Source organism: Actinoplanes philippinensis (assembly GCF_900113015.1).
GTDB lineage: Bacteria > Actinomycetota > Actinomycetes > Mycobacteriales > Micromonosporaceae > Actinoplanes > Actinoplanes philippinensis.
In genome coordinates, this window is record NZ_FONV01000001.1 from 528,236 (window position 1) to 544,926 (window position 16,691).

18 protein-coding genes are annotated in these 16,691 nt (G+C 71.5%); 8 read left to right on the forward strand and 10 right to left on the reverse strand.

Annotated features, from left to right (window positions below):
- Positions 1-85 precede the first annotated feature (85 nt).
- Positions 86-2,059: a putative bifunctional diguanylate cyclase/phosphodiesterase gene (locus BM290_RS02405; protein WP_093609404.1), complete on the forward strand. Its 1,974-nt coding sequence runs from the start codon at positions 86-88 to the stop codon at positions 2,057-2,059.
- Here the strand turns inward: BM290_RS02405 and BM290_RS02410 are convergent.
- Positions 2,032-2,280 (reverse strand): hypothetical protein, encoded by a 249-nt coding sequence (locus BM290_RS02410; RefSeq protein WP_239143292.1) that lies wholly within the window; start codon positions 2,278-2,280, stop codon positions 2,032-2,034. The genes BM290_RS02405 and BM290_RS02410 overlap by 28 nt on opposite strands.
- 211 nt (positions 2,281-2,491) lie before the next feature.
- Between BM290_RS02410 and BM290_RS02415 the strand changes: the two genes are divergently transcribed.
- Positions 2,492-4,015, forward strand: coding sequence for a GGDEF domain-containing protein (locus tag BM290_RS02415; RefSeq protein ID WP_177319566.1), 1,524 nt, complete (start codon positions 2,492-2,494; stop codon positions 4,013-4,015).
- A 32-nt stretch (positions 4,016-4,047) separates the two neighbouring features.
- Positions 4,048-4,944: a replication initiation protein gene (locus tag BM290_RS02420; protein ID WP_093609408.1), complete on the forward strand. Its 897-nt coding sequence runs from the start codon at positions 4,048-4,050 to the stop codon at positions 4,942-4,944.
- 313 nt (positions 4,945-5,257) lie between these two features.
- Here BM290_RS02420 and lexA read toward each other — a convergent pair whose 3' ends face one another.
- The gene (gene lexA, locus BM290_RS02425) at positions 5,258-5,899 is read right to left on the reverse strand and encodes a transcriptional repressor LexA (protein WP_093609410.1); all 642 of its coding nucleotides are present in this window, start codon (positions 5,897-5,899) and stop codon (positions 5,258-5,260) included.
- Between the two features lie 126 nt (positions 5,900-6,025).
- Between lexA and BM290_RS02430 the strand changes: the two genes are divergently transcribed.
- The 3 genes from BM290_RS02430 to BM290_RS02440 are packed head-to-tail and all read left to right on the forward strand — an operon-like array spanning position 6,026 to position 7,564.
- Positions 6,026-6,532 carry a hypothetical protein gene (locus BM290_RS02430; protein ID WP_093609412.1) on the forward strand — a complete coding sequence of 169 codons (507 nt, stop codon included), beginning with the start codon at positions 6,026-6,028 and terminating at the stop codon, positions 6,530-6,532.
- Positions 6,533-6,563: 31 nt separating this feature from the next.
- Positions 6,564-7,022, forward strand: a complete 459-nt coding sequence (locus BM290_RS02435; protein ID WP_093609414.1) for a MaoC family dehydratase — start codon at positions 6,564-6,566, stop codon at positions 7,020-7,022.
- A gap of 5 nt (positions 7,023-7,027) precedes the next feature.
- Complete coding sequence (locus BM290_RS02440) at positions 7,028-7,564, forward strand: hypothetical protein (protein WP_093609416.1); 537 nt, start codon at positions 7,028-7,030, stop codon at positions 7,562-7,564.
- Here BM290_RS02440 and BM290_RS02445 read toward each other — a convergent pair.
- The 6 genes from BM290_RS02445 to BM290_RS02470 all read right to left on the reverse strand — a co-directional run bounded on the left by BM290_RS02445 (position 7,542) and on the right by BM290_RS02470 (position 14,258).
- Entirely contained in the window at positions 7,542-8,102 is a 561-nt protein-coding gene (locus BM290_RS02445; RefSeq protein ID WP_093609418.1) for a DUF4232 domain-containing protein, read from the reverse strand. The genes BM290_RS02440 and BM290_RS02445 overlap by 23 nt on opposite strands.
- A 140-nt stretch (positions 8,103-8,242) precedes the next feature.
- Positions 8,243-9,460 carry an MFS transporter gene (locus tag BM290_RS02450; RefSeq protein WP_093609420.1) on the reverse strand — a complete coding sequence of 406 codons (1,218 nt, stop codon included), beginning with the start codon at positions 9,458-9,460 and terminating at the stop codon, positions 8,243-8,245.
- Positions 9,457-10,005 (reverse strand): ArsR/SmtB family transcription factor, encoded by a 549-nt coding sequence (locus BM290_RS02455; RefSeq protein WP_093609422.1) that lies wholly within the window; start codon positions 10,003-10,005, stop codon positions 9,457-9,459. The genes BM290_RS02450 and BM290_RS02455 overlap by 4 nt, the downstream gene beginning before the upstream one ends.
- A 308-nt stretch (positions 10,006-10,313) precedes the next feature.
- The gene (locus BM290_RS02460; protein WP_143133570.1) at positions 10,314-11,786 is read right to left on the reverse strand and encodes an RAD23 family protein; all 1,473 of its coding nucleotides are present in this window, start codon (positions 11,784-11,786) and stop codon (positions 10,314-10,316) included.
- 70 nt (positions 11,787-11,856) lie between these two features.
- On the reverse strand, positions 11,857-12,771 hold the full coding sequence (locus tag BM290_RS02465; RefSeq protein WP_239143291.1) for a hypothetical protein: 915 nt from the start codon (positions 12,769-12,771) through the stop codon (positions 11,857-11,859).
- Positions 12,772-13,202: 431 nt separating this feature from the next.
- Positions 13,203-14,258 (reverse strand): hypothetical protein, encoded by a 1,056-nt coding sequence (locus BM290_RS02470; protein WP_093609426.1) that lies wholly within the window; start codon positions 14,256-14,258, stop codon positions 13,203-13,205.
- A gap of 163 nt (positions 14,259-14,421) precedes the next feature.
- On the opposite strand from BM290_RS02470, the gene BM290_RS02475 reads away from it, so the two are divergent.
- Both BM290_RS02475 and BM290_RS02480 read left to right on the forward strand, forming a co-directional pair.
- Positions 14,422-15,249: a rhamnogalacturonan acetylesterase gene (locus BM290_RS02475; protein WP_093609428.1), complete on the forward strand. Its 828-nt coding sequence runs from the start codon at positions 14,422-14,424 to the stop codon at positions 15,247-15,249.
- 49 nt (positions 15,250-15,298) lie between these two features.
- Positions 15,299-16,165 (forward strand): alpha/beta fold hydrolase, encoded by an 867-nt coding sequence (locus BM290_RS02480; protein ID WP_093609430.1) that lies wholly within the window; start codon positions 15,299-15,301, stop codon positions 16,163-16,165.
- Between the two features lies 1 nt (position 16,166).
- Here the strand turns inward: BM290_RS02480 and BM290_RS02485 are convergent, their stop codons facing one another.
- Together BM290_RS02485 and BM290_RS02490 are read right to left on the reverse strand one after the other, a co-directional pair.
- Positions 16,167-16,481 carry a helix-turn-helix domain-containing protein gene (locus BM290_RS02485; protein WP_093609432.1) on the reverse strand — a complete coding sequence of 105 codons (315 nt, stop codon included), beginning with the start codon at positions 16,479-16,481 and terminating at the stop codon, positions 16,167-16,169.
- Complete coding sequence (locus BM290_RS02490; protein ID WP_244903859.1) at positions 16,478-16,681, reverse strand: type II toxin-antitoxin system RelE/ParE family toxin; 204 nt, start codon at positions 16,679-16,681, stop codon at positions 16,478-16,480. Before BM290_RS02490 ends, BM290_RS02485 begins: the two co-directional genes overlap by 4 nt.
- Positions 16,682-16,691 lie beyond the last annotated feature (10 nt).

Below are 16,691 nucleotides of genomic sequence, written 5' to 3' on the forward strand. Positions count from 1 at the left end.
TCCGATCGACGCGCCCGGCCCGAACCTGAAGCGGTTTCCTTGAACCGGTCGGCCGGCTGCCGAAAAACAGGATGTGTGGGGGCGCATGCGTGGCCGGGGCCGCAGCCTGCTGACGACGGTGGCGCTGGCCGTCGTCCTGCTGGCGCTGGCGGGGTACGTGCTGCAGGGCACGATCAACACCACCCGGGCGACCGGCATGCAGAGCGACGCGCTGACCGTGGACATGAAGTTCACCGAGGCCCGGATCGCGGTCGCGATGCAGGAGGTGAACCTGCGCCACTACCAGGTCGAGCCGTCGGTGGCGGTACGCAAGAGGTTCGACCAGATCGCCGCCGAGGCCGAGCGGAACCTCGCCGACATCGCCGGGTCGTCCGGCGCGCAGACCCGGCAGGACGCGCAGCGGCTGCTCGCCGGGCAGGTCGCCTACCGGGAGCTGGCCGAGCAGCTGATCGCCAAGGTCGCCGACAGCGACCCGGACTTCATGTCGTTCGACCGCCTGCAGGTCACGCCGGCGTTCTACGCCCTGCAGAACGACGTGGACGAGGTGTCGCGGGCCTACCACGACTACGCGCAGCAGCAGGTGACGGCGCTCGGTAAACGACAGGGCCGGCTGCTGGCCGGCACCGCGCTGGGGTTCGGCGTGGGCCTGACGCTGGTCGCGATGATCATGCGGATGGTGCTCGGCTACCAGCGGCGGCTCGTCGCCCAGGCGGCCGACAGCCGCCACCGGGCGCTGCACGACCCGCTGACCGGGTTGCCGAACCGGGCGCTGTTCCAGCGGGACCTGCACCAGGCCCTGGAGGGCGGGCCGGCAGCGCTGATGATCATCGACCTGGACGGGTTCAAGGCGGTCAACGACACGATCGGCCATCATGCCGGCGACCAGGTGCTCGTCGAGGCCGGGCGGCGGCTGGCCGCGCACGTCCAGGCGCCGGGCGTGGTGGCGCGGCTCGGCGGCGACGAGTTCGCGGTCCTGCTGCCCCGGGTGTCCGGTCTGGCCGAGGCGACCACGCTGGCCGACCGGCTCGTCGCCGAGCTCAACCGCGACTTCACGGCCGGTGGCCGGCCCGCCGCGATCAGCGGAAGCCTGGGCGTCGCGCTCAGCCCGGCGAGCGGCCCCGGCGACGCCGACGAGCTGTTCCGGCACTCCGACGCCGCCATGTACCGGGCGAAACGGCACGGCGGCGGGGTCGCGGTGTACGACCCGGGCACCGACGCCGATCAGCAGGACGACCGGATGCAGCTCTTCGCCGATCTGCGGCTGCTGCTGGAGACCGGCGACCCGGACGGCTGCCTGCGGCTCCACTACCAGCCGCAGGTACGGCTGAGCGACGGCCTGGTCACCGGCGTCGAGGCGCTGGTCCGCTGGCAGCACCCGGCCCGGGGGACGGTCATGCCGGCCACCCTGCTGCCGGTCGCCGAGCGCGGCGGGCTGGACGCGGCGCTCACCTATCACCTGCTGGCGCTGGCCGCGCGGGAGGCGGCGGACCGGCTGGCCGGCGGATGGCGCTGCCGGGTGTCGTTCAACGTGTCACCGGGGGCGCTCGACGACGACGGTTTCGCCGAGACGGTGCTCGCCACGATCGGCGCGGCCGGGCTGCCACCGGAGCTGCTGCGGCTGGAGCTGCCCGAGACCGGCATCATGGCCGACTCCGGCACGGCCGTGGACATGCTGCGCCGGATCAGCAGCAGCGGCGTGACCGTGTCGATCGACGACTTCGGCACCGGGCTCAGCTCGCTGTTGCAGCTGCGTGACGTGCCGGCCGACGAGCTGAAGATCGACCGGATCTTCCTGGGCGACCTCACGCCGGGCACCCCCGACGAGGTGATGGTCCGCAGCTCGATCGACCTCGGGCACAACCTGGGTCTCGAGGTGGTGGCCGAGGGTGTGGAGGACACCGCGACGCTGGTCCACCTGCGCGAGATCTCCTGCGACTACGCCCAGGGATTCGTGCTGGCCCGGCCGGTTCCGCCGGACGAGCTGCCGGCCGCCTGCCGTGCCGCCGAGGCGACGGCCGCCGAGGTGCTCGGTTACGCGGCCTCCTCGCCGGCCCTCTGACGGCGCTTGAGCCGCAGCTGCTCCAGCCGGCGCCACCGGTTGTAGACCTCCACGGCGGCCTCGACCGGCTCCGGGGCACGGCCGGCCTTCCAGGGACGGGGCAGGAACGACTCGGCGCCCAGCCACAGCAGGTCGCTCATCGGGACCGTGCCGCCGTGCATCCGCATCAGCTCGGCGGCCACCTCGGCGGCGTGGTCGCTGCGCCGCCACTGTTCCACCACCGAGCCACCATTCAGTAACTCTTTGTGATCGTCTGGATGCAGCTCCATGTGCGGCAACCCCTCGCGGCGTAAAGAAATACCAGGTCAGGCTGGCACTCTGACGGCGAACTGCCGAAACTGTCAAGACCACGCAGCGTAGCGATGGATGAAATCACGCTGTTCGAGCCGCAATCCTCAGGCGTCCACGGGCGGAGCCGATAGTCCCAAGGTGATGGGAAGCGGATCGATACGGCACGACCCGGTGCTCGCGGTGGCCACGGCGTGGACACTGCTGGGGACAGCGCTCCTCTTCATCCTGCAGGGCCACTCGGACGCCCAGGTCAACGTGTTCTGGGCCTTCCAGCCGCCGCTCGACCTGCTGCTGGCGTACTCCTCCTGGCGGGTCTTCCGCATCGCCACCGGCTCGATCCGGCGGTTCTGGCGGTTCATGACCATCGCGGGCACGCTCTTCACGATCGGCGACACGGTGCAGGTCGTCCAGTCGTTCTGGGAGGGCGGCCAGTGGTCGACCGCCGGCGGGACCGTCCAGTCGGCCTGCTTCGGCGTCGGTATCAGCCTGATCGTCATCGGCATGCTGATCCACCCGCACGCCGGGCGCAGCGGCCGGGAACGTCTCGCCTTCTGGCTCGACTCGGCGACCGTGCTGGTCGGCGGCGCCGTCGTGGCGTGGTGCTTCGCGATCAACACCGAGGACCGCGAGACCAACCTGATCGGCGCGCTGTTCGGCGCCGCGCTCGTGCTCACCTCGGCGTTCGCCGCGGTCAAGATGATCCTCAGCGGCAACGCGCCGATGCACCGCAACGCCGCCGTCCCGCTGATCGTCGCGGCCGTCGTCAACGCGGGCGGCCTGTTCGCCGCCCCCGAGGCCGACGGATCACTGCCGGCCTACGCCTACGCCATCCGGTTCCTGCCATCGCTGTTCATCGCCGTCGGCCCGCGGGTCCAGGAGATCATCGCGCAGTTCGACGAGTACGCGTTCGGCTCGCGGCGGCGCAAACCGTACAGCCTGCTGCCGTACGGATCGATCCTGGTCGTCTTCTCCGTCATGATCGTCATGCTGTCGCAGAACGAGAACAAGGACGCCCGCCTGTGGGGCACCGTCGGCGGCCTCGGCGTCATCGTCAGCCTGGTCGTCGCCCGGCAGCTGCTCGCCTTCCACGACAACAAGACCCTGATCGGGCAGCTCGACAGCACCCTCACCGAGCTGCGGGAACACGAGACCCGGCTGCGGCGGCAGGCGCTCTTCGACGACCTGACCGGACTCGCCAACCGCACCCACTTCCGCGAGGAGGTCGACGCCACTCTCGCCGACGCCGAACCCGGCACCGTGTCGGTGCTGCTCATCGACCTGGACGGGTTCAAGGGCGTGAACGACACGCTCGGCCACGCGGCCGGCGACGCCCTGCTCGCCGGGGTGGCCGAGAAGCTGCGCGCCTCGGTCCGCGCCGAGGACCTGCCGGCCCGGCTCGGCGGCGACGAGTTCGCGGTGCTGCTGCGCGGCTGCGACACCCGCGACGCCGAACGCACCGCCCAGCGGATCCTGCAGGCGATGACCGTGCCCATCATGATCGACGGGGCTCCGGTGTGCGCCAACGCCAGCATCGGCGTGGCCAGCTGCGAGGCCGACGACGACCTGCGCACACTGCTGCACGCCGCGGACACCGCCATGTACGCGGCCAAGCACGAGGGCAAGGGCACCTGGATGCGTTACGACCACAGCATGCTGGCGGCCTGACACATTCTCCATGATCAGTCGTTGCTGTCGTCGTGAGCTTCTCGTTCCGGCACGGCGACGTGGCCGTGCACATCACCGTCGACGCGGCGGACGGCCACAGCGTCTGCCGCCCGCCGGCCGGCTCCGCCCGCGGTGAGACCGTCCTCTACCCGCCGGAACACGCCGACCTGGTGCTGCCGGTCACCGACCCCGGCGACGTGGAGCTGCACTACCGGGCCGGGCTCGGCAGCTGGCGTTCCGGCCTCAGCGAGAGCGAGTTCAGCCGCTACGCCGGCATCCCGTACGGCCTCCTCGGCCGCCACCTGGTGATGTTCCTGTGCACCGAGGCGTTCCGCTGCCGCACCCGCACGATCACCCTGCACCCGCACCGCGTCTACGCGTTCCTGGCCACCGTCGGCTCCCTCTCCGAGCAGACCGTCCGCGGCGGCTGGTTCACCGCGCTCGAGGGCCAGCTCCAGCGCACCCTGCGCCACGGCTGGATCGGCGAGCACCCCGGCCCCAGCGGAACCCTGATCACCAGCCACCTCCGTCAGAGCCACGGCCTCCTCGACTCGGCCGGCCCGCCGCAGTCGATCACCCTGGACGCCGAGTTCGCCAAGTCGGCGCTGCGCTGGATCCCCCTCGACAGCGAGGTCGTGCGCATCCTCAGCCGGCACTCGTGCACGGCCCTCGACGTCTACGCGTGGCTCACCTACATCGGCACGTACCTCGACGACGCCCGCCAGTTCAGCTGGGAGTCGGTGCAGGCCCGGTTCGCGCTGCCGGCCGCGGATCCGGCGGCCTTCCGGCCCGCCTTCGAGGCCTGCCTCGAGGAGATCCGCAAGGTCACCGCCATCCCGTCGGTCACCGCGGACGCCTCCGGCGTCGAGATCCGCCCGCCGTCCGGGTGCGCGGGAACGTTCCGCAGCGCGTGGCCTGTCGCTCGCTGACCCCATAGGTGGTACGGCCACGCAGCGAACCGTCCCCTGCACCGCGACGCGGTCCCGCCACCGGATCACAGCGCGGCCGCCGGGCTCATGCGACGGTCACCGCCCCGCCCGCCCAGCCTCCCGCCACCCCGCCACCACCTCGACGCCGCCGCCCGTCACCACCGCCCGACGCCGCCGCCGCCCGTCACCACCGCCCGACGCCACCCCGACGCCGCCGCCCGTCGCCACCCCGACGCCGCCGCCCGTCGCCACCCCGACGCCGCCGCCCGTCGCCGCCGCCCCGTGGTTGGCGTCGTCTCGCGGGCGGCGTCCGTCACAGGCGGCGGAAGACGCTGACGACCTTGCCGAGGATGATCGCGTCGTCGGCCGGGATCGGCTGGTAGGCCGGGTTGCGGGGCACCAGCTCGGTGTGGCCGTCGCGCCGGCGGAAGACCTTGACCGTGGCCTCGTCGCCGATCATCGCGGCGACGATCTCCCCGGTCTCGGCGACCGGCTGCTGCCGGATCACCACCACGTCGCCGTCACAGATCGCGGCGTCGATCATCGAGTCGCCCCTGACGTTGAGGGCGAACAGCGTGCCCCCGCCGACCATCGCGGCCGAGACGGTCAGATGGTCCTCGACGTGCTCCTCGGCCAGGATCGGCGCACCGGCGGCGATGGCGCCCAGCAGCGGGATCCGCACCAGCCGCGCCTCCTCCTCCACCGCCTCGGGCGCGGGCCGGCACAGCTCGACGGCGCGCGAGTTGTTGGGCTGCCGGCGGATCAGGCCGTGTTTCTCGAGGACGCCGAGCTGGTAGGAAACGGACGACGGCGAGACGAGACCGACGGCCGCGCCGATCTCCCGAACCGTCGGTGGGTAGCCACGCTCCCGGATCCACTCCTCGATGACGGCGAGGATGCGCAGCTGGCGTGCGGTGAGAGGCGGACGCGGACCTGCACCGCTGTCGATGCTCATGGCCGCACCTTACCCCATGATTAGATCAGATGTACTAATCGTGACCGGGAAACCGCACGTTCGGGGGACACCCGGCCCGGCCCGACGACCGATGCCCCACGGCCGCCGACTCGCCAAGATCATCCGATGCCGACCATCTGGGAGTACGCGGACCAGGTCGCGGCGGGTGACACCGGTTCCTGGCTGGCCGCCACCCGGCGCGCCGCCATCCTGCTCGCGCCGACACACCCGGTGATCCCCCTGCCCCGGCGGGTCCCGGTCCATCAGGTGCTCGTCCAGACGACGTCGCTCGTCGTCTACGGGCGCACGTTCGGCACCCGCGACCCCGGCCACATCGTCTCCGGCCCGGAACTGGCCGCCTGGGTCACCGAACACGCCCTGCCCGGCCCCGACACCGCGCCCGGCAACATCGCGGCCGCGGTCCGCCGGCTGCTCGACGCGGTGGCCGCCATGCTCCGCGCCGCCGGACATCGCGTACCCGATCCGGGTCTGCGCTCCCTGGACCGGCACTCCCGGGACCCGGTGATCCAGCAGTGGCACGACCTGACCGACGTCGACGACGCCTTTCCCGGTCCGCTGCTGTGCCTCGGCGTCGCCGCCATGTCCGACACGTTCGGCCCCGCCATCGTCTGAGCCCGGCGCGCCGGTTCCCTATGCTGCGCTCATGACACGGTTCACGGGGATCGACGACCTGCTGGGACACGTGGAGCTCGGCGCCAGCGGCTGGCACACTGTCGACCAGTCCCGGATCGACCGGTTCGCCGAGGTCACCGGGGATCGGCAGTGGATTCATGTGGACCCGCGGCGGGCCGCGGACGAGGGCCCGTTCGGTGGCACGATCGCGCACGGGGCGCTGACCCTGTCGCTGTGCGTCACGTTCCTGACCGAGATCCTGCAGGTCGACGGGGTGAACTTCGTGGTCAACGGCGGCTTCGACAAGGTCCGGTTCCAGGCGCCGGTCCGGGCCGGGTCACGGTTGCGCGGCGTCGTACGCCTGCTGGAGTCGCGGCCCCTCGGCTCCGGCGCACGAATCGTGGTCCGTACCCGCGCGGAGATCGAAGGCGAGAAACGGCCCGCGTGCGTGGCCGACCAGGTACTCGCCCTCTACACCGACCAGGGCTGACAGCAATGGGCTGGCCGCTGGTTCTCGGCGTCCTCGAACGGGAGCGCCTGCACGACATCGTCGTCGTGGCCCTGCGGGATCCGGACGGCCCCGACGAGCCGGCGAGCGCGTTGGGTGACGTCTTCGTGCAGGTCGACAGCGGTTTCCTGGAGATCACCTCGGTCGGCAACCACGGCGGGATGCTCGTCCGCCACCTCGACCGGATCGACCTCGCGGGCTATCGGGCGGAGTTTCCCGATGACGTCCCGATTCCGGTGGCGATCGGCAGTCACTTCCTCGGCGGGGCGTTCGCGGTCCGGTGTCTACGGGTGGAGTACACCACCGACGTGGACTCCGACCTCGCGCGGGGCGTCGTTCGCGGTCTGGAACTGTTCCTCGAGCATGGTCAGCGGATCGTCTTCGACCCGCTGAACACCTGGGGCGTCCGGGTGGGCAACACCGGCGCATGGCCGAGCCGGGTCCAGGACGGGCCGTGGCCGGTCCAGCGACACACGGTCTCGTTCAGCCGGTCCGGGCCGGTCAGGCCGCCTGGAGCGGGCTGATCCGCAGAACCTTCACGGTGATGCCGTCCCCGTCGGCCTCGGGGAGTTCGGCCACGTCGGCGGCCACGCCGGTGGACTCCCGGTCGGCGATGAACTGGAACGCCACACCGACCCCGCAGCCCGCCCGGCCCGCGGTGCAGGTGTCCCACTGAAGGCCGGACCGTGCGGTCGCGCCCGGCTCCAGGACGATCGCCGGGCCCTCGGCGCCGACCTTGCGGGTGGGCACCCGGACGACGTCGCCGGGCGGGGTGACCAGGGCGACGTCCGCCCAGCCCCGGATCTCGCAAGCGTGCCCGGAGGTGTTGGTCAGGGTCAGCACCGCCTCGCGCGGGCCGGAGCCGGGGCGGCCGGTGACCGTTCCGTCCAGGTCGTCGGTGAGGCAGGCGGGGCTCGGCGGGGCGGACGGCACGGCTCCCGCGGAGGCCTCGCTGGCGCGGCCACCGCCGACGAGCCCAATGGCTACGCCGGTGACGAGCAGGGCCGGGGTGAGGGCCATGAACGTCCGGAGGACGAGGGAGCGGGAACGGTTCCGTGTCATGGCGGCTACTCTTCCGCTACCGTGCGCCACGTGATCGTCTCCGCGCGAGGGCTGGCACGATCCCGGGATCGGCGGTTCTCCGGGACACACGACCGGGACCGGATCGCGATGAGTCCTTCACAATCCGCCCCCCGGAACGGTCAGACGGGGACCGCCTCGTCCAGAGTGGGCGCACGGCGTACCGCCGGACTGAGGGTCGCCGCGATCGCGGCGGCCAACATGATCGCGGACAGTGCCCACAGCGAACCCGTGGTGCCCGTCCACGTCAGCATCAAGCCGGCCGCCAGGGAGGCGATCGGCATGACGCCCCAGGTCAGCGTGCCGGCCGCGCTCATCACCCGGCCGAGCAGCTCGTTCGGGACCACCACGCCGGCGTAGGTCATGATCACCACGTTCCAGAGTGGGCCGACGAACGCGCTGAGCGCCCCGATCAGGCCGATCTGGAGGTGGTTGGTGGCCAGCAGGTTCAGCGGGAGCAGAACCGCCCACACCCAGTTGATGCCGATCAGGACGGTACGGAACGAGAAGTGCCGATGCAGCCGGCTCGCGGCCACTGCGCCGAGCAGACCGCCCGCACTGTACAGGCCGAGCATCACCCCGATGTCGGACGAGGTGGCGCCCCGGTCGCCGGCCAGCACCACGATGACCAGGATCAGCGCCTGGAAGACCAGGTTGCTGACCGCGATCAACAGCATCGACACGCGGATCAGGGGCTGGCGCCACACGTACCGGATACCGGTGATCGCGGACCGCCACAGCGGCTCGGCCGGACCTTCCGGCGGTTTCTGCAGGTCACGGCGGAGGAACAGCAACCCCGCGGCGGCGATCAGGTAGGAGATGCCGTCGACGAGGAACGGCGCGGCCCGGTCCAGGCCGAACAGGAACCCACCGATCGGCGGGCCGGCCAGTGTGGCGCCCCGGCTGCGGGCCTCGTTCGCGGCGATCGCCGTGGCCAGTTGCGCCGAGGGGACCACCATCGGCAGGGCGGCGTCCTGCGCGAGACCGAAGAAGACGAAACACAGGCCCTGGACGAACGCGACCACACACAACTGGGCGATCGTAAACACGCCGAACCAGATCGCCGGCGGCACACTGAGCAGCGCCACGGCGGCGACGATCTCGCTGATCAACAGGACGAGGCTACGATTCCACCGGTCGATGAGCGGGCCGGCCGGCAGGTTGGCGATCAGGTGCGGCAGGGTGCCCGCGGCGCCGACCAGACCCGCGTCGAGCGGCGAGCCCGTCGTGGCCAGGACCAGCAGCGGGGTGGCGGTGCTGCTGATCGCGGCACCCAGGCTGGAGATCACCTGGCCGCTCCAGAGCAGCGTGAAGTCGCGGTTGCGCCACAGCGGCGTCATGACGGCGTGGGGAACGCGTTGAACAGGACGGTGATCGGGCGGGCCCCGTCGGAGGCCTCGGCCGGGTAGCGATGCCAGCGGCTCATGAAAGCGACGTACTCCTCGGAGAATCGGGCCAGTTCGTCGGCGGTGAGGGTGGTGCTGCTGAACGAGTGCATCGCCGCCTCGCCGAACGCGCCGAACGCACCCCGGTCGGCCAGGTAGGCGCGCAGGTCCCGCTGCCCCTGGTCCAACCACTGCCGCCCGATCGCGTCGGCCGCGGCGGCGATGGCCGGGTCGTCCGACTCGTAGGGCAGGCGCAGGTCCAGCGGAATCGCCTTCCAGTAGCGGCGGCGGCCGGCGGACCGGTCGGTGTCCTCCTCGACGAACCCGAACCGCTCCAGTTGGCGCAGGTGGTAGCTGGTGGCGCCGCGGTCGGCCTCGAAGCGGTCGGCGAGGTCGGCGGAGGTGGCGGATCCGAAACGGTTCAGGTGCGTGAACATCTGCTGCCTCAGGGGGTGCGCGAGCGCCTTCAGCGAGTCGATGTCGGTCAGGTTGCGACGCATGAGTGAGAAGATATCTATGCAAAGACTTCTTCTCAATACTTCTGTCAATGAGAAGTCAGCGAAGATCTCGGGAGGACCGGCGTCTCCGGTCCGCTACGTCACCGGCACTCGCCGGAAGCAGCGGACCCGGCGGGGATCACGCGAGGGCCGCCCGAGCGGCAAACAATCCGGAGACCGCGGGAGGCCGGCGAGCCAACAAACTTATACCGCGGATCGCGGGAGACCGGCGGGCCAGCAGACTCACACCGCGGGCCAGGGGAAGCCGGTTGGCAGCGAACTCTCACCGGGGACCGCGGGAAGCGGGTTCGTCAGCGGACGAACAGAAGGAACAGGCCGGCCCAGGTACAGAGGATCATGAAGAGGACCAGCGGGAGTTCGTCAGCGAGCACCGCGAGTGCGGGACGTTGCGCCGCGGACTCCAGCGCGTGGTCGTGGGCTACGAACACGCCGATCGCGTGACCGATCAGGATCAGCGCGATCTGGGCTGTGGCGATCACGGCGGGGGTGGGCTGCGGATCCCAACCGGCGGTGGACTCGCCCAACAGCAGCAGGACGCCGCGCGGGGCCTCGACGATCAGCACGGACAGGTAGTGGGCGAGCGTGTAGCCGACCGCGATCGGGATCAGGGACAGAGAAACGTCGGTGGCGCCCGCGGTCCGGCGGAGGGCCAGGAAGACCACGGTGCAGACCAGGATCAGGGCGGCGGATCCCAGTAGCAGAGGGTGACCGGCGCGTTCGGTCAGGCCGGTCCAGAACGGTGACGCCGAAACACTGTCGAAGACGGTCGATCCCCACCAGATCGCGATGAAGCCGGCCAGCCCGGCCGCGACGAGTGGTGGCCGTCCCGTCTCACGACCGGCTCCCGGCCGCAGCGCTGCGGAGATCACACCGCTCGACGAGGACGCGCCGGACTGCGGCAACGAGCCGTCCGACAAAGCCGCCCCAGACGGCGATGACGTGCCGCCCGGCAAGGACGCGTCCGGCAACGGCGAGGGGCCGTCCTGGGTCGAAACGGCAACCGAGGACGTCCGCTCCGGCGAGGAGGAGGGGGCGCCCCGGGGCGGGGCTGTTGGGGTGGAGCGGGGCACGGCGGCGGGGGCCAGGCCGGACAGGGCCTTGCGGTGGCGTAGTGGGCTCAGGCGTCCGGCCAAGTCGGAGTAGACCTCGAAACAGTCGCCGCGGGCGAACCACTCCTCGCCCCGGTAGAGCGCGATGATCATCTGGCTGAGGGCGTACCCGAGAATCCACAGACCGACCGTGACCGGATCGCCGTGGTGGGGCGCCAGCAGTTCGAACCAGACGAACGCCAGCAGGAACGCCGCCGCCGGCCAGGACGATCGCGGATGCCCGGGCGGAAGTGGCCGCAACCCGCGGCGCGGCAGCCCCAGCAGGGTGAAGACGGTGCGCAGCGGGTTGACCGCGCGCCACACCGGCCCGAAGACGACACTGATCGGAATCAGTCCCACCCAGAGCCAGACGAACAGTGCGTGCGCGGCCGGGTTCCCCTCGCGGGGGCCGGCCAGCGCGAATCCGGTGACATACAACGCCAGGGCCAGCACCGGGTAGCGCAGCCGGCGCGCCACACCGAATCGGCGTGGTTCGGAGGGTTTCAGGCGCGGCGTCCGCCATCCGAACGCGGCGATCAGGAACGACACCATCACGGTTGCGGCGCCGGCCTGCAGCACCAGGTCGAGTGGCAGCGGCAGCCCTTCGGCGCTGCCCACCCCGTGCGCGAGCGGCCCGGTCGTGGTCGCCGGCCCATGCGTGAGCGCGACGGTCATGGTCCCCACCCCGGCGCGAGCGGCCCGGTCACGGTCATCGCCCATCCCTGCGCGCGTGGCTCGGTCACGGTCATGCGTCGCCCGTCGTCGCTGGGGTGTCGCTAGGGGCCGCCTCCCCGGCCAGCCTCCGGAGGACGCCTGCGCCGGCCACTGCCACGCCTGTGCCCAGGCCGAGGGCCAGGATGACCAGGATGCGTTCGAGGGCGGCCGGGCCCTCGAACGGGAGGACCGGGCGGTGGAACGACGTGACATCGGGCAGTACGAAGATCGCGGTCAGGGCCGCTCCGCCGCAGACTGCCAGGACTCCGGCTGCGCGGCCGCGGAAGGCGGTCACCGCGCCGCCGATGATCAGTGGCCAGGCGAGCAGGTTGATGCCGGCGGCGTTCAGGAACGTTCCCGCCGGTGGGGCCGACTCGACGGCCAGGGTGGAGCCGACGACGTGGGTGATGGAGGCGAGGGCCGCGATCGTTCCGGACGTGGCCAGGAGCAGGTCGGCTCGGCGGGTTCGCCGGGCTGCCAGGATCACCAGCAGGCCGGTGGCCGTCGCGGCCAGCCACCACAGTGCGGCGAGCGGACGCTCCTCCCCCACCAGCGTGCCGGTGACCGTCACCTCGGCGCCGCCGACGTCCAGCGGGACGGTCCACCGGACGGTGCGGCCCGCGGCGACCGACCGGCCGTCGGGGGTGGCGCGTGCGTCGATCCAGGTCAGCTCGCCGCCGGGCGGGATCACGGCGGGTGTGGCCGTACCCCCGCCGGGTTTGATCGTCACCGGATCCGGTGTGCCGTTGCGCAGCCGCAACCGGGCGCCGTCCTCGATCGCGGTGATCTGCAGGCCGGGAACCGCCGGGGTCACCGCGACCACCCGCCCTCGGGCGTCGCCGGCCGTCAGGCCTCCGGCGTGCGCCGACGCCGGCGCACCGGTGACGGTGAGCGCCCCACCCATCGTGACCAGCAGCGCCACCAGCCGGGCAAACCGGCGGGCCACCGCCGACGCTGAGCCCCGGCGGCGAGCCGATCCGTCGGTGCTGCCGCCCGCCGCCTCGCATGGATCTCGAACGATCGACCACCGCAACCGTTGCCGGATCGTCCGAGATCCGGCGCGGGCCACCGAACAGGCGAAAGCCACCGGCGACCGCGGTATGACGGAGAAGATCGCCCACCGCGAAGCTAAAGCTGCCGGCGACCGCGACACGACGGAGAAAATCGCCCACCGCGAAGCGAAGGCCACCGGCGACCGCGGTATGACGGGGAAGACCGCCCACCGCGAAAGCTGGCGAATCATCCAAGATCCGGCACCGGCCATGGTCCACGACGTTCCCTCATGCCGATCCCGGCCGATCGGCCACCGCGTACGGTGTTCGATCGGCGCGGGTCCGGCGCCGGGAACGGTGACCGCGGCCGGGAGGTGGCGCTCGGTCACCTGGGCAGGTGCTGGACGCTGCGGGCGACGAGCACGGTGGCGGCGCCGGTCAGGGCGGTCAGGGTGAGCAGGCCGGTCACCATGTGGATGTTGAACCCGGTGCTGCCCTCCTGGATCTTGCCGACCAGCAGGACCGTCCCCCACGCGACCGGCGGCGTGAGCAGGCCGAAGAGGATCCAGCGGCCGTTGGACGGAATCTTCAGCAGCGGAGTGGCCAGGCGCCAGACGGCCTCGATGGCGAAGGCGGCGGCGGCCAGGGTGAGAGCCGGCCACCACTTGTCGCGGGAGTCGAACATCAGGTGCATGAGCACGGCGATGATCGCGACCAGGACGGACGGCAGGCCCAGCGGGAGCGGCCAGCGGCGGCCGATCACGATGAACGGCAGGAGCAGCAGGATGGTGCTGAAGATGTAGCCGTGGACGAGCTGGGCGTCCGGCGAGAAGACCGGGACCGGCTCGTGGCCGCTGCCCAGGTGGCGGAAGCCGATCGACGAGGCGTGCAGTGTGTAGATGTGCACCGGCAGCACGGAGAACAGGGTGGAGACGCCGACCAGGAAGCCGCCGCTCAGGCCGAGGCGGTCGCCGGGGCCGGCCGCGAGCATCAGCGCCGGGCCCATGGCGACCAGGGCCATGCCGAGGATGATGAACTCGTGGCTGGGGCTGACGAAGATCTCCATGTCGCGCTCGATGCCCCAGATGTTGTGCCACAGCGTGTCGACGCCGCCGCCGACCAGCAGGAACGCCATGCCGGCCAGGGGCAGGCGCAGGGCGTTGGGCAGGGCGAGCACCGACCGGTAGGTGGGGATGCCGGGCAGCCGCGATCGCATGATCCACAACAGGGTGAACCCGGACACCGCGATGCCGGAGTAGAGGACGCCGTGCCACGGGGTCCAGAACGTCTCCAGCTCGGGCGTGGTCGCATGCGCATAGGCGTCGAGCTGCAGCCCGATGACGAGCCAGGCGCTGGCGACCAGCAGCAACCACCGCTCGCGTGCGGTGAACGACGCCCCCGCGTCCTCCGTGGGCCGCGCCCGTTCCACGGATGTCGTCACGATAACCACTCCTCTGATTCGGTCTCGGCGACCGTAACCTACATCGCCCGTGTTACATGATTCGATCCCATCGTGCCCTCTTTTGATCAACACCGGATTGATCGCGTTCCACCAGCGGGAAAGCGCTTGCCTACATCGACGTTGCTTGATTCAATGTGTCGTCATGCAGATTCAACGGAGAACGTTGCTCCGCGCCGGCCTCGGCGGGACGATCGCCGGGGCCCTCACCGCCGCCGCGCCCGCCGCCGCCGGCGGCCATCGGCCCACCGTCTTCGTCGCCGGGGACTCGACCGCCGCCACCTATGCGGTCGCCGACCATCCCCGGGCCGGCTGGGGACAGGCCCTGCACGTCTTCCTGCGCCACCATGTCAGGGTGGTCAACGAGGCGCTGTCCGGGGCGAGTTCCAAGAGTTTCGCCGACCTGGGCCGCCTCGACCGGATACTGACCGCGATCCGGCCCGGTGACGTGCTGCTCGTGTCGTTCGGCCACAACGACGAGAAGACCACCGACCCGGCCCGCGGCACCCTCCCGTGGACCACCTTCCAGGACTGCCTGCGGCTCTACCTGGACGGGGCACGCGCCGCCCGGGCCCGGCCGATCCTGGTCACGCCGGTCGAGCGGCGGCGGTTCACCGCGGACGGCGTGCCCTACCTGTCGCACGGCGAGTACCCCGACGCGATGCGGGCCCTGGCCGAGGAGACCCGGACGCCCCTGATCGACCTGACCGCGCTGTCGTTCGCGCGGTGGGGAGCGCTGGGCCCGGAGGCGACCAAGGACGAGTTCCTGTGGCTGGACACCGGCGAGTCACCGAACTATCCGGACGGCGTGCAGGACAACACCCACTTCCAGGCGCACGGGGCGATCGAGCTGGCCCGGGTCGTGGTCGCGCACGGCCGTGGCATCCCCGGGCGGGACGAGCGCGCGCTCCGGCGTACCACCATCCCCGACGACGTGCTGCGCTGGCCCGCCACCCGGCCTGCGGAGAGCTGATGTCGCGCGGGGCCGTCACGGCCCCGCGCGCCGGGTTAGGGTCGGTCGCATGACCCAGCCCGTGACCCACACCCTGGACGCTCCCGGCGCCGTCATCACCTACGACGTGCGCCCGCCGTCGGCGCCGTCCGGCGGCGCGCCGCTGATGCTGATCGGCTCACCGATGGACGCGAGTGGTTTCGTCACCCTGGCCGGCCACTTCAGCGACCGGCCGGTGATCACTTACGACCCTCGGGGTACGGGTCGCAGCACCCGCACCGACCCGGCCCCCGAGTCGACGCCCGGGCAGCACGCCGACGACGTTCGCCGGGTGATCGAGGCGGTCGGCGGGCCGGTCGACCTGTTCGCCAGCAGCGGTGGCGCGGTCAACGCTCTCGCGCTGGTCGCCGCCCATCCCGGTCTCGTCCGCACGCTGGTGGCCCACGAGCCGCCCGCGGTCCGGTTCACGCCCGACCACGAGGACGCCGAGGCCGCGGTGCGCGGCATCCGCGGTCTGTACGAGAAGTCCGGTCTCGGCCCCGCGATGGTGAAGTTCATCCAGATCGTCTCGCTGAAGGGCCCGGTGCCGCCCGGTTTCGCCGACGAGCCCGGCCCCGACCCGGGCACGTTCGGCCTGCCCGCCGAGGACGACGGCGCCCGCGACGACGTGCTGCTCGGCCAGAACCTGGTGACCTGCTGCCTCTACGAGCCCGACTTCGACGCCCTGCGCGCCGCGCCCACCCGGGTCGTCGTGGCGGTCGGCGCAGAGTCGGCGGACGAGCTGGCCTGCCGCAGCGCCCGCGGCGTCGCCGAGCGGCTGGGCCTGTCCCCCGCCGTCTTCCCGGGCAACCACTCCGGTTTCCTCGGCGGCGAGTACGGCCAGCACGGCGACCCGGTCCCGTTCGCCGCCACCCTCCGCGAGGTCCTGGCAGGCTGAGTCAGGCGATCTGTCGGCGGTCGTCGCCGTAGTCGAAGATGATTCGCATCGTGGCGCCCAGGGCACGGGCGTAGCGGCTGAGGGTCGCGACCTCGTTGACGTCGAGGTCGCCGTTCTCGATCTGGCTGACCCGCCCTGGTGTGACGCCCATCAGGTCGGCGACCTGCCGCTGTGTCAGGCCGACACGCTTGCGCTCCTCGGCAAGGTGGAAAGCGCTGATCCACGCTTCGGTCCGGGCGCGTTCCGAGACCAGCGCCGCGTCATCGCCGTCGTGCAGTTCCGCACGGATGTCGTCCCAGTCATGAAACTCGGTCATTGCCCGTCCCGCCGTTTCCGTTCCGCCGCGAGCCAATCGCCGAAAGCTGCCTCCGCCGCGGGTATCGCTTCCTGATACCAGCGCCGCCAATCGCCCGCCTTGTTTCCCGCCACCAGAAGAACCGCCTGCGACCAGGGGTCGAAGACGAAGATGATGCGAATCGCCAAGTTCGTCCATCGTCGGCTCGGCTGGTCAGGCACCGACAAACTA

Bases quoted from the DNA above. Each gene is read 5' to 3' on its own strand.
- lexA (WP_093609410.1), bottom strand. From the start codon at position 5,899: ATGAGCATCGACAGCGGTGCAGGTCCGCGTCCGCCTCTCACCGCACGC.
- BM290_RS02480 (WP_093609430.1), top strand. From the start codon at position 15,299: ATGACCCAGCCCGTGACCCACACCCTGGACGCTCCCGGCGCCGTCATC.
- BM290_RS02460 (WP_143133570.1), bottom strand. From the start codon at position 11,786: ATGACCGTCGCGCTCACGCATGGGCCGGCGACCACGACCGGGCCGCTC.
- BM290_RS02445 (WP_093609418.1), bottom strand. From the start codon at position 8,102: ATGACACGGAACCGTTCCCGCTCCCTCGTCCTCCGGACGTTCATGGCC.
- BM290_RS02450 (WP_093609420.1), bottom strand. From the start codon at position 9,460: ATGACGCCGCTGTGGCGCAACCGCGACTTCACGCTGCTCTGGAGCGGC.
- BM290_RS02455 (WP_093609422.1), bottom strand. From the start codon at position 10,005: ATGCGTCGCAACCTGACCGACATCGACTCGCTGAAGGCGCTCGCGCAC.
- BM290_RS02475 (WP_093609428.1), top strand. From the start codon at position 14,422: ATGCAGATTCAACGGAGAACGTTGCTCCGCGCCGGCCTCGGCGGGACG.
- BM290_RS02440 (WP_093609416.1), top strand. From the start codon at position 7,028: ATGGGCTGGCCGCTGGTTCTCGGCGTCCTCGAACGGGAGCGCCTGCAC.
- BM290_RS02430 (WP_093609412.1), top strand. From the start codon at position 6,026: ATGCCGACCATCTGGGAGTACGCGGACCAGGTCGCGGCGGGTGACACC.
- BM290_RS02485 (WP_093609432.1), bottom strand. From the start codon at position 16,481: ATGACCGAGTTTCATGACTGGGACGACATCCGTGCGGAACTGCACGAC.
- BM290_RS02405 (WP_093609404.1), top strand. From the start codon at position 86: ATGCGTGGCCGGGGCCGCAGCCTGCTGACGACGGTGGCGCTGGCCGTC.
- BM290_RS02415 (WP_177319566.1), top strand. From the start codon at position 2,492: ATGGGAAGCGGATCGATACGGCACGACCCGGTGCTCGCGGTGGCCACG.
- BM290_RS02435 (WP_093609414.1), top strand. From the start codon at position 6,564: ATGACACGGTTCACGGGGATCGACGACCTGCTGGGACACGTGGAGCTC.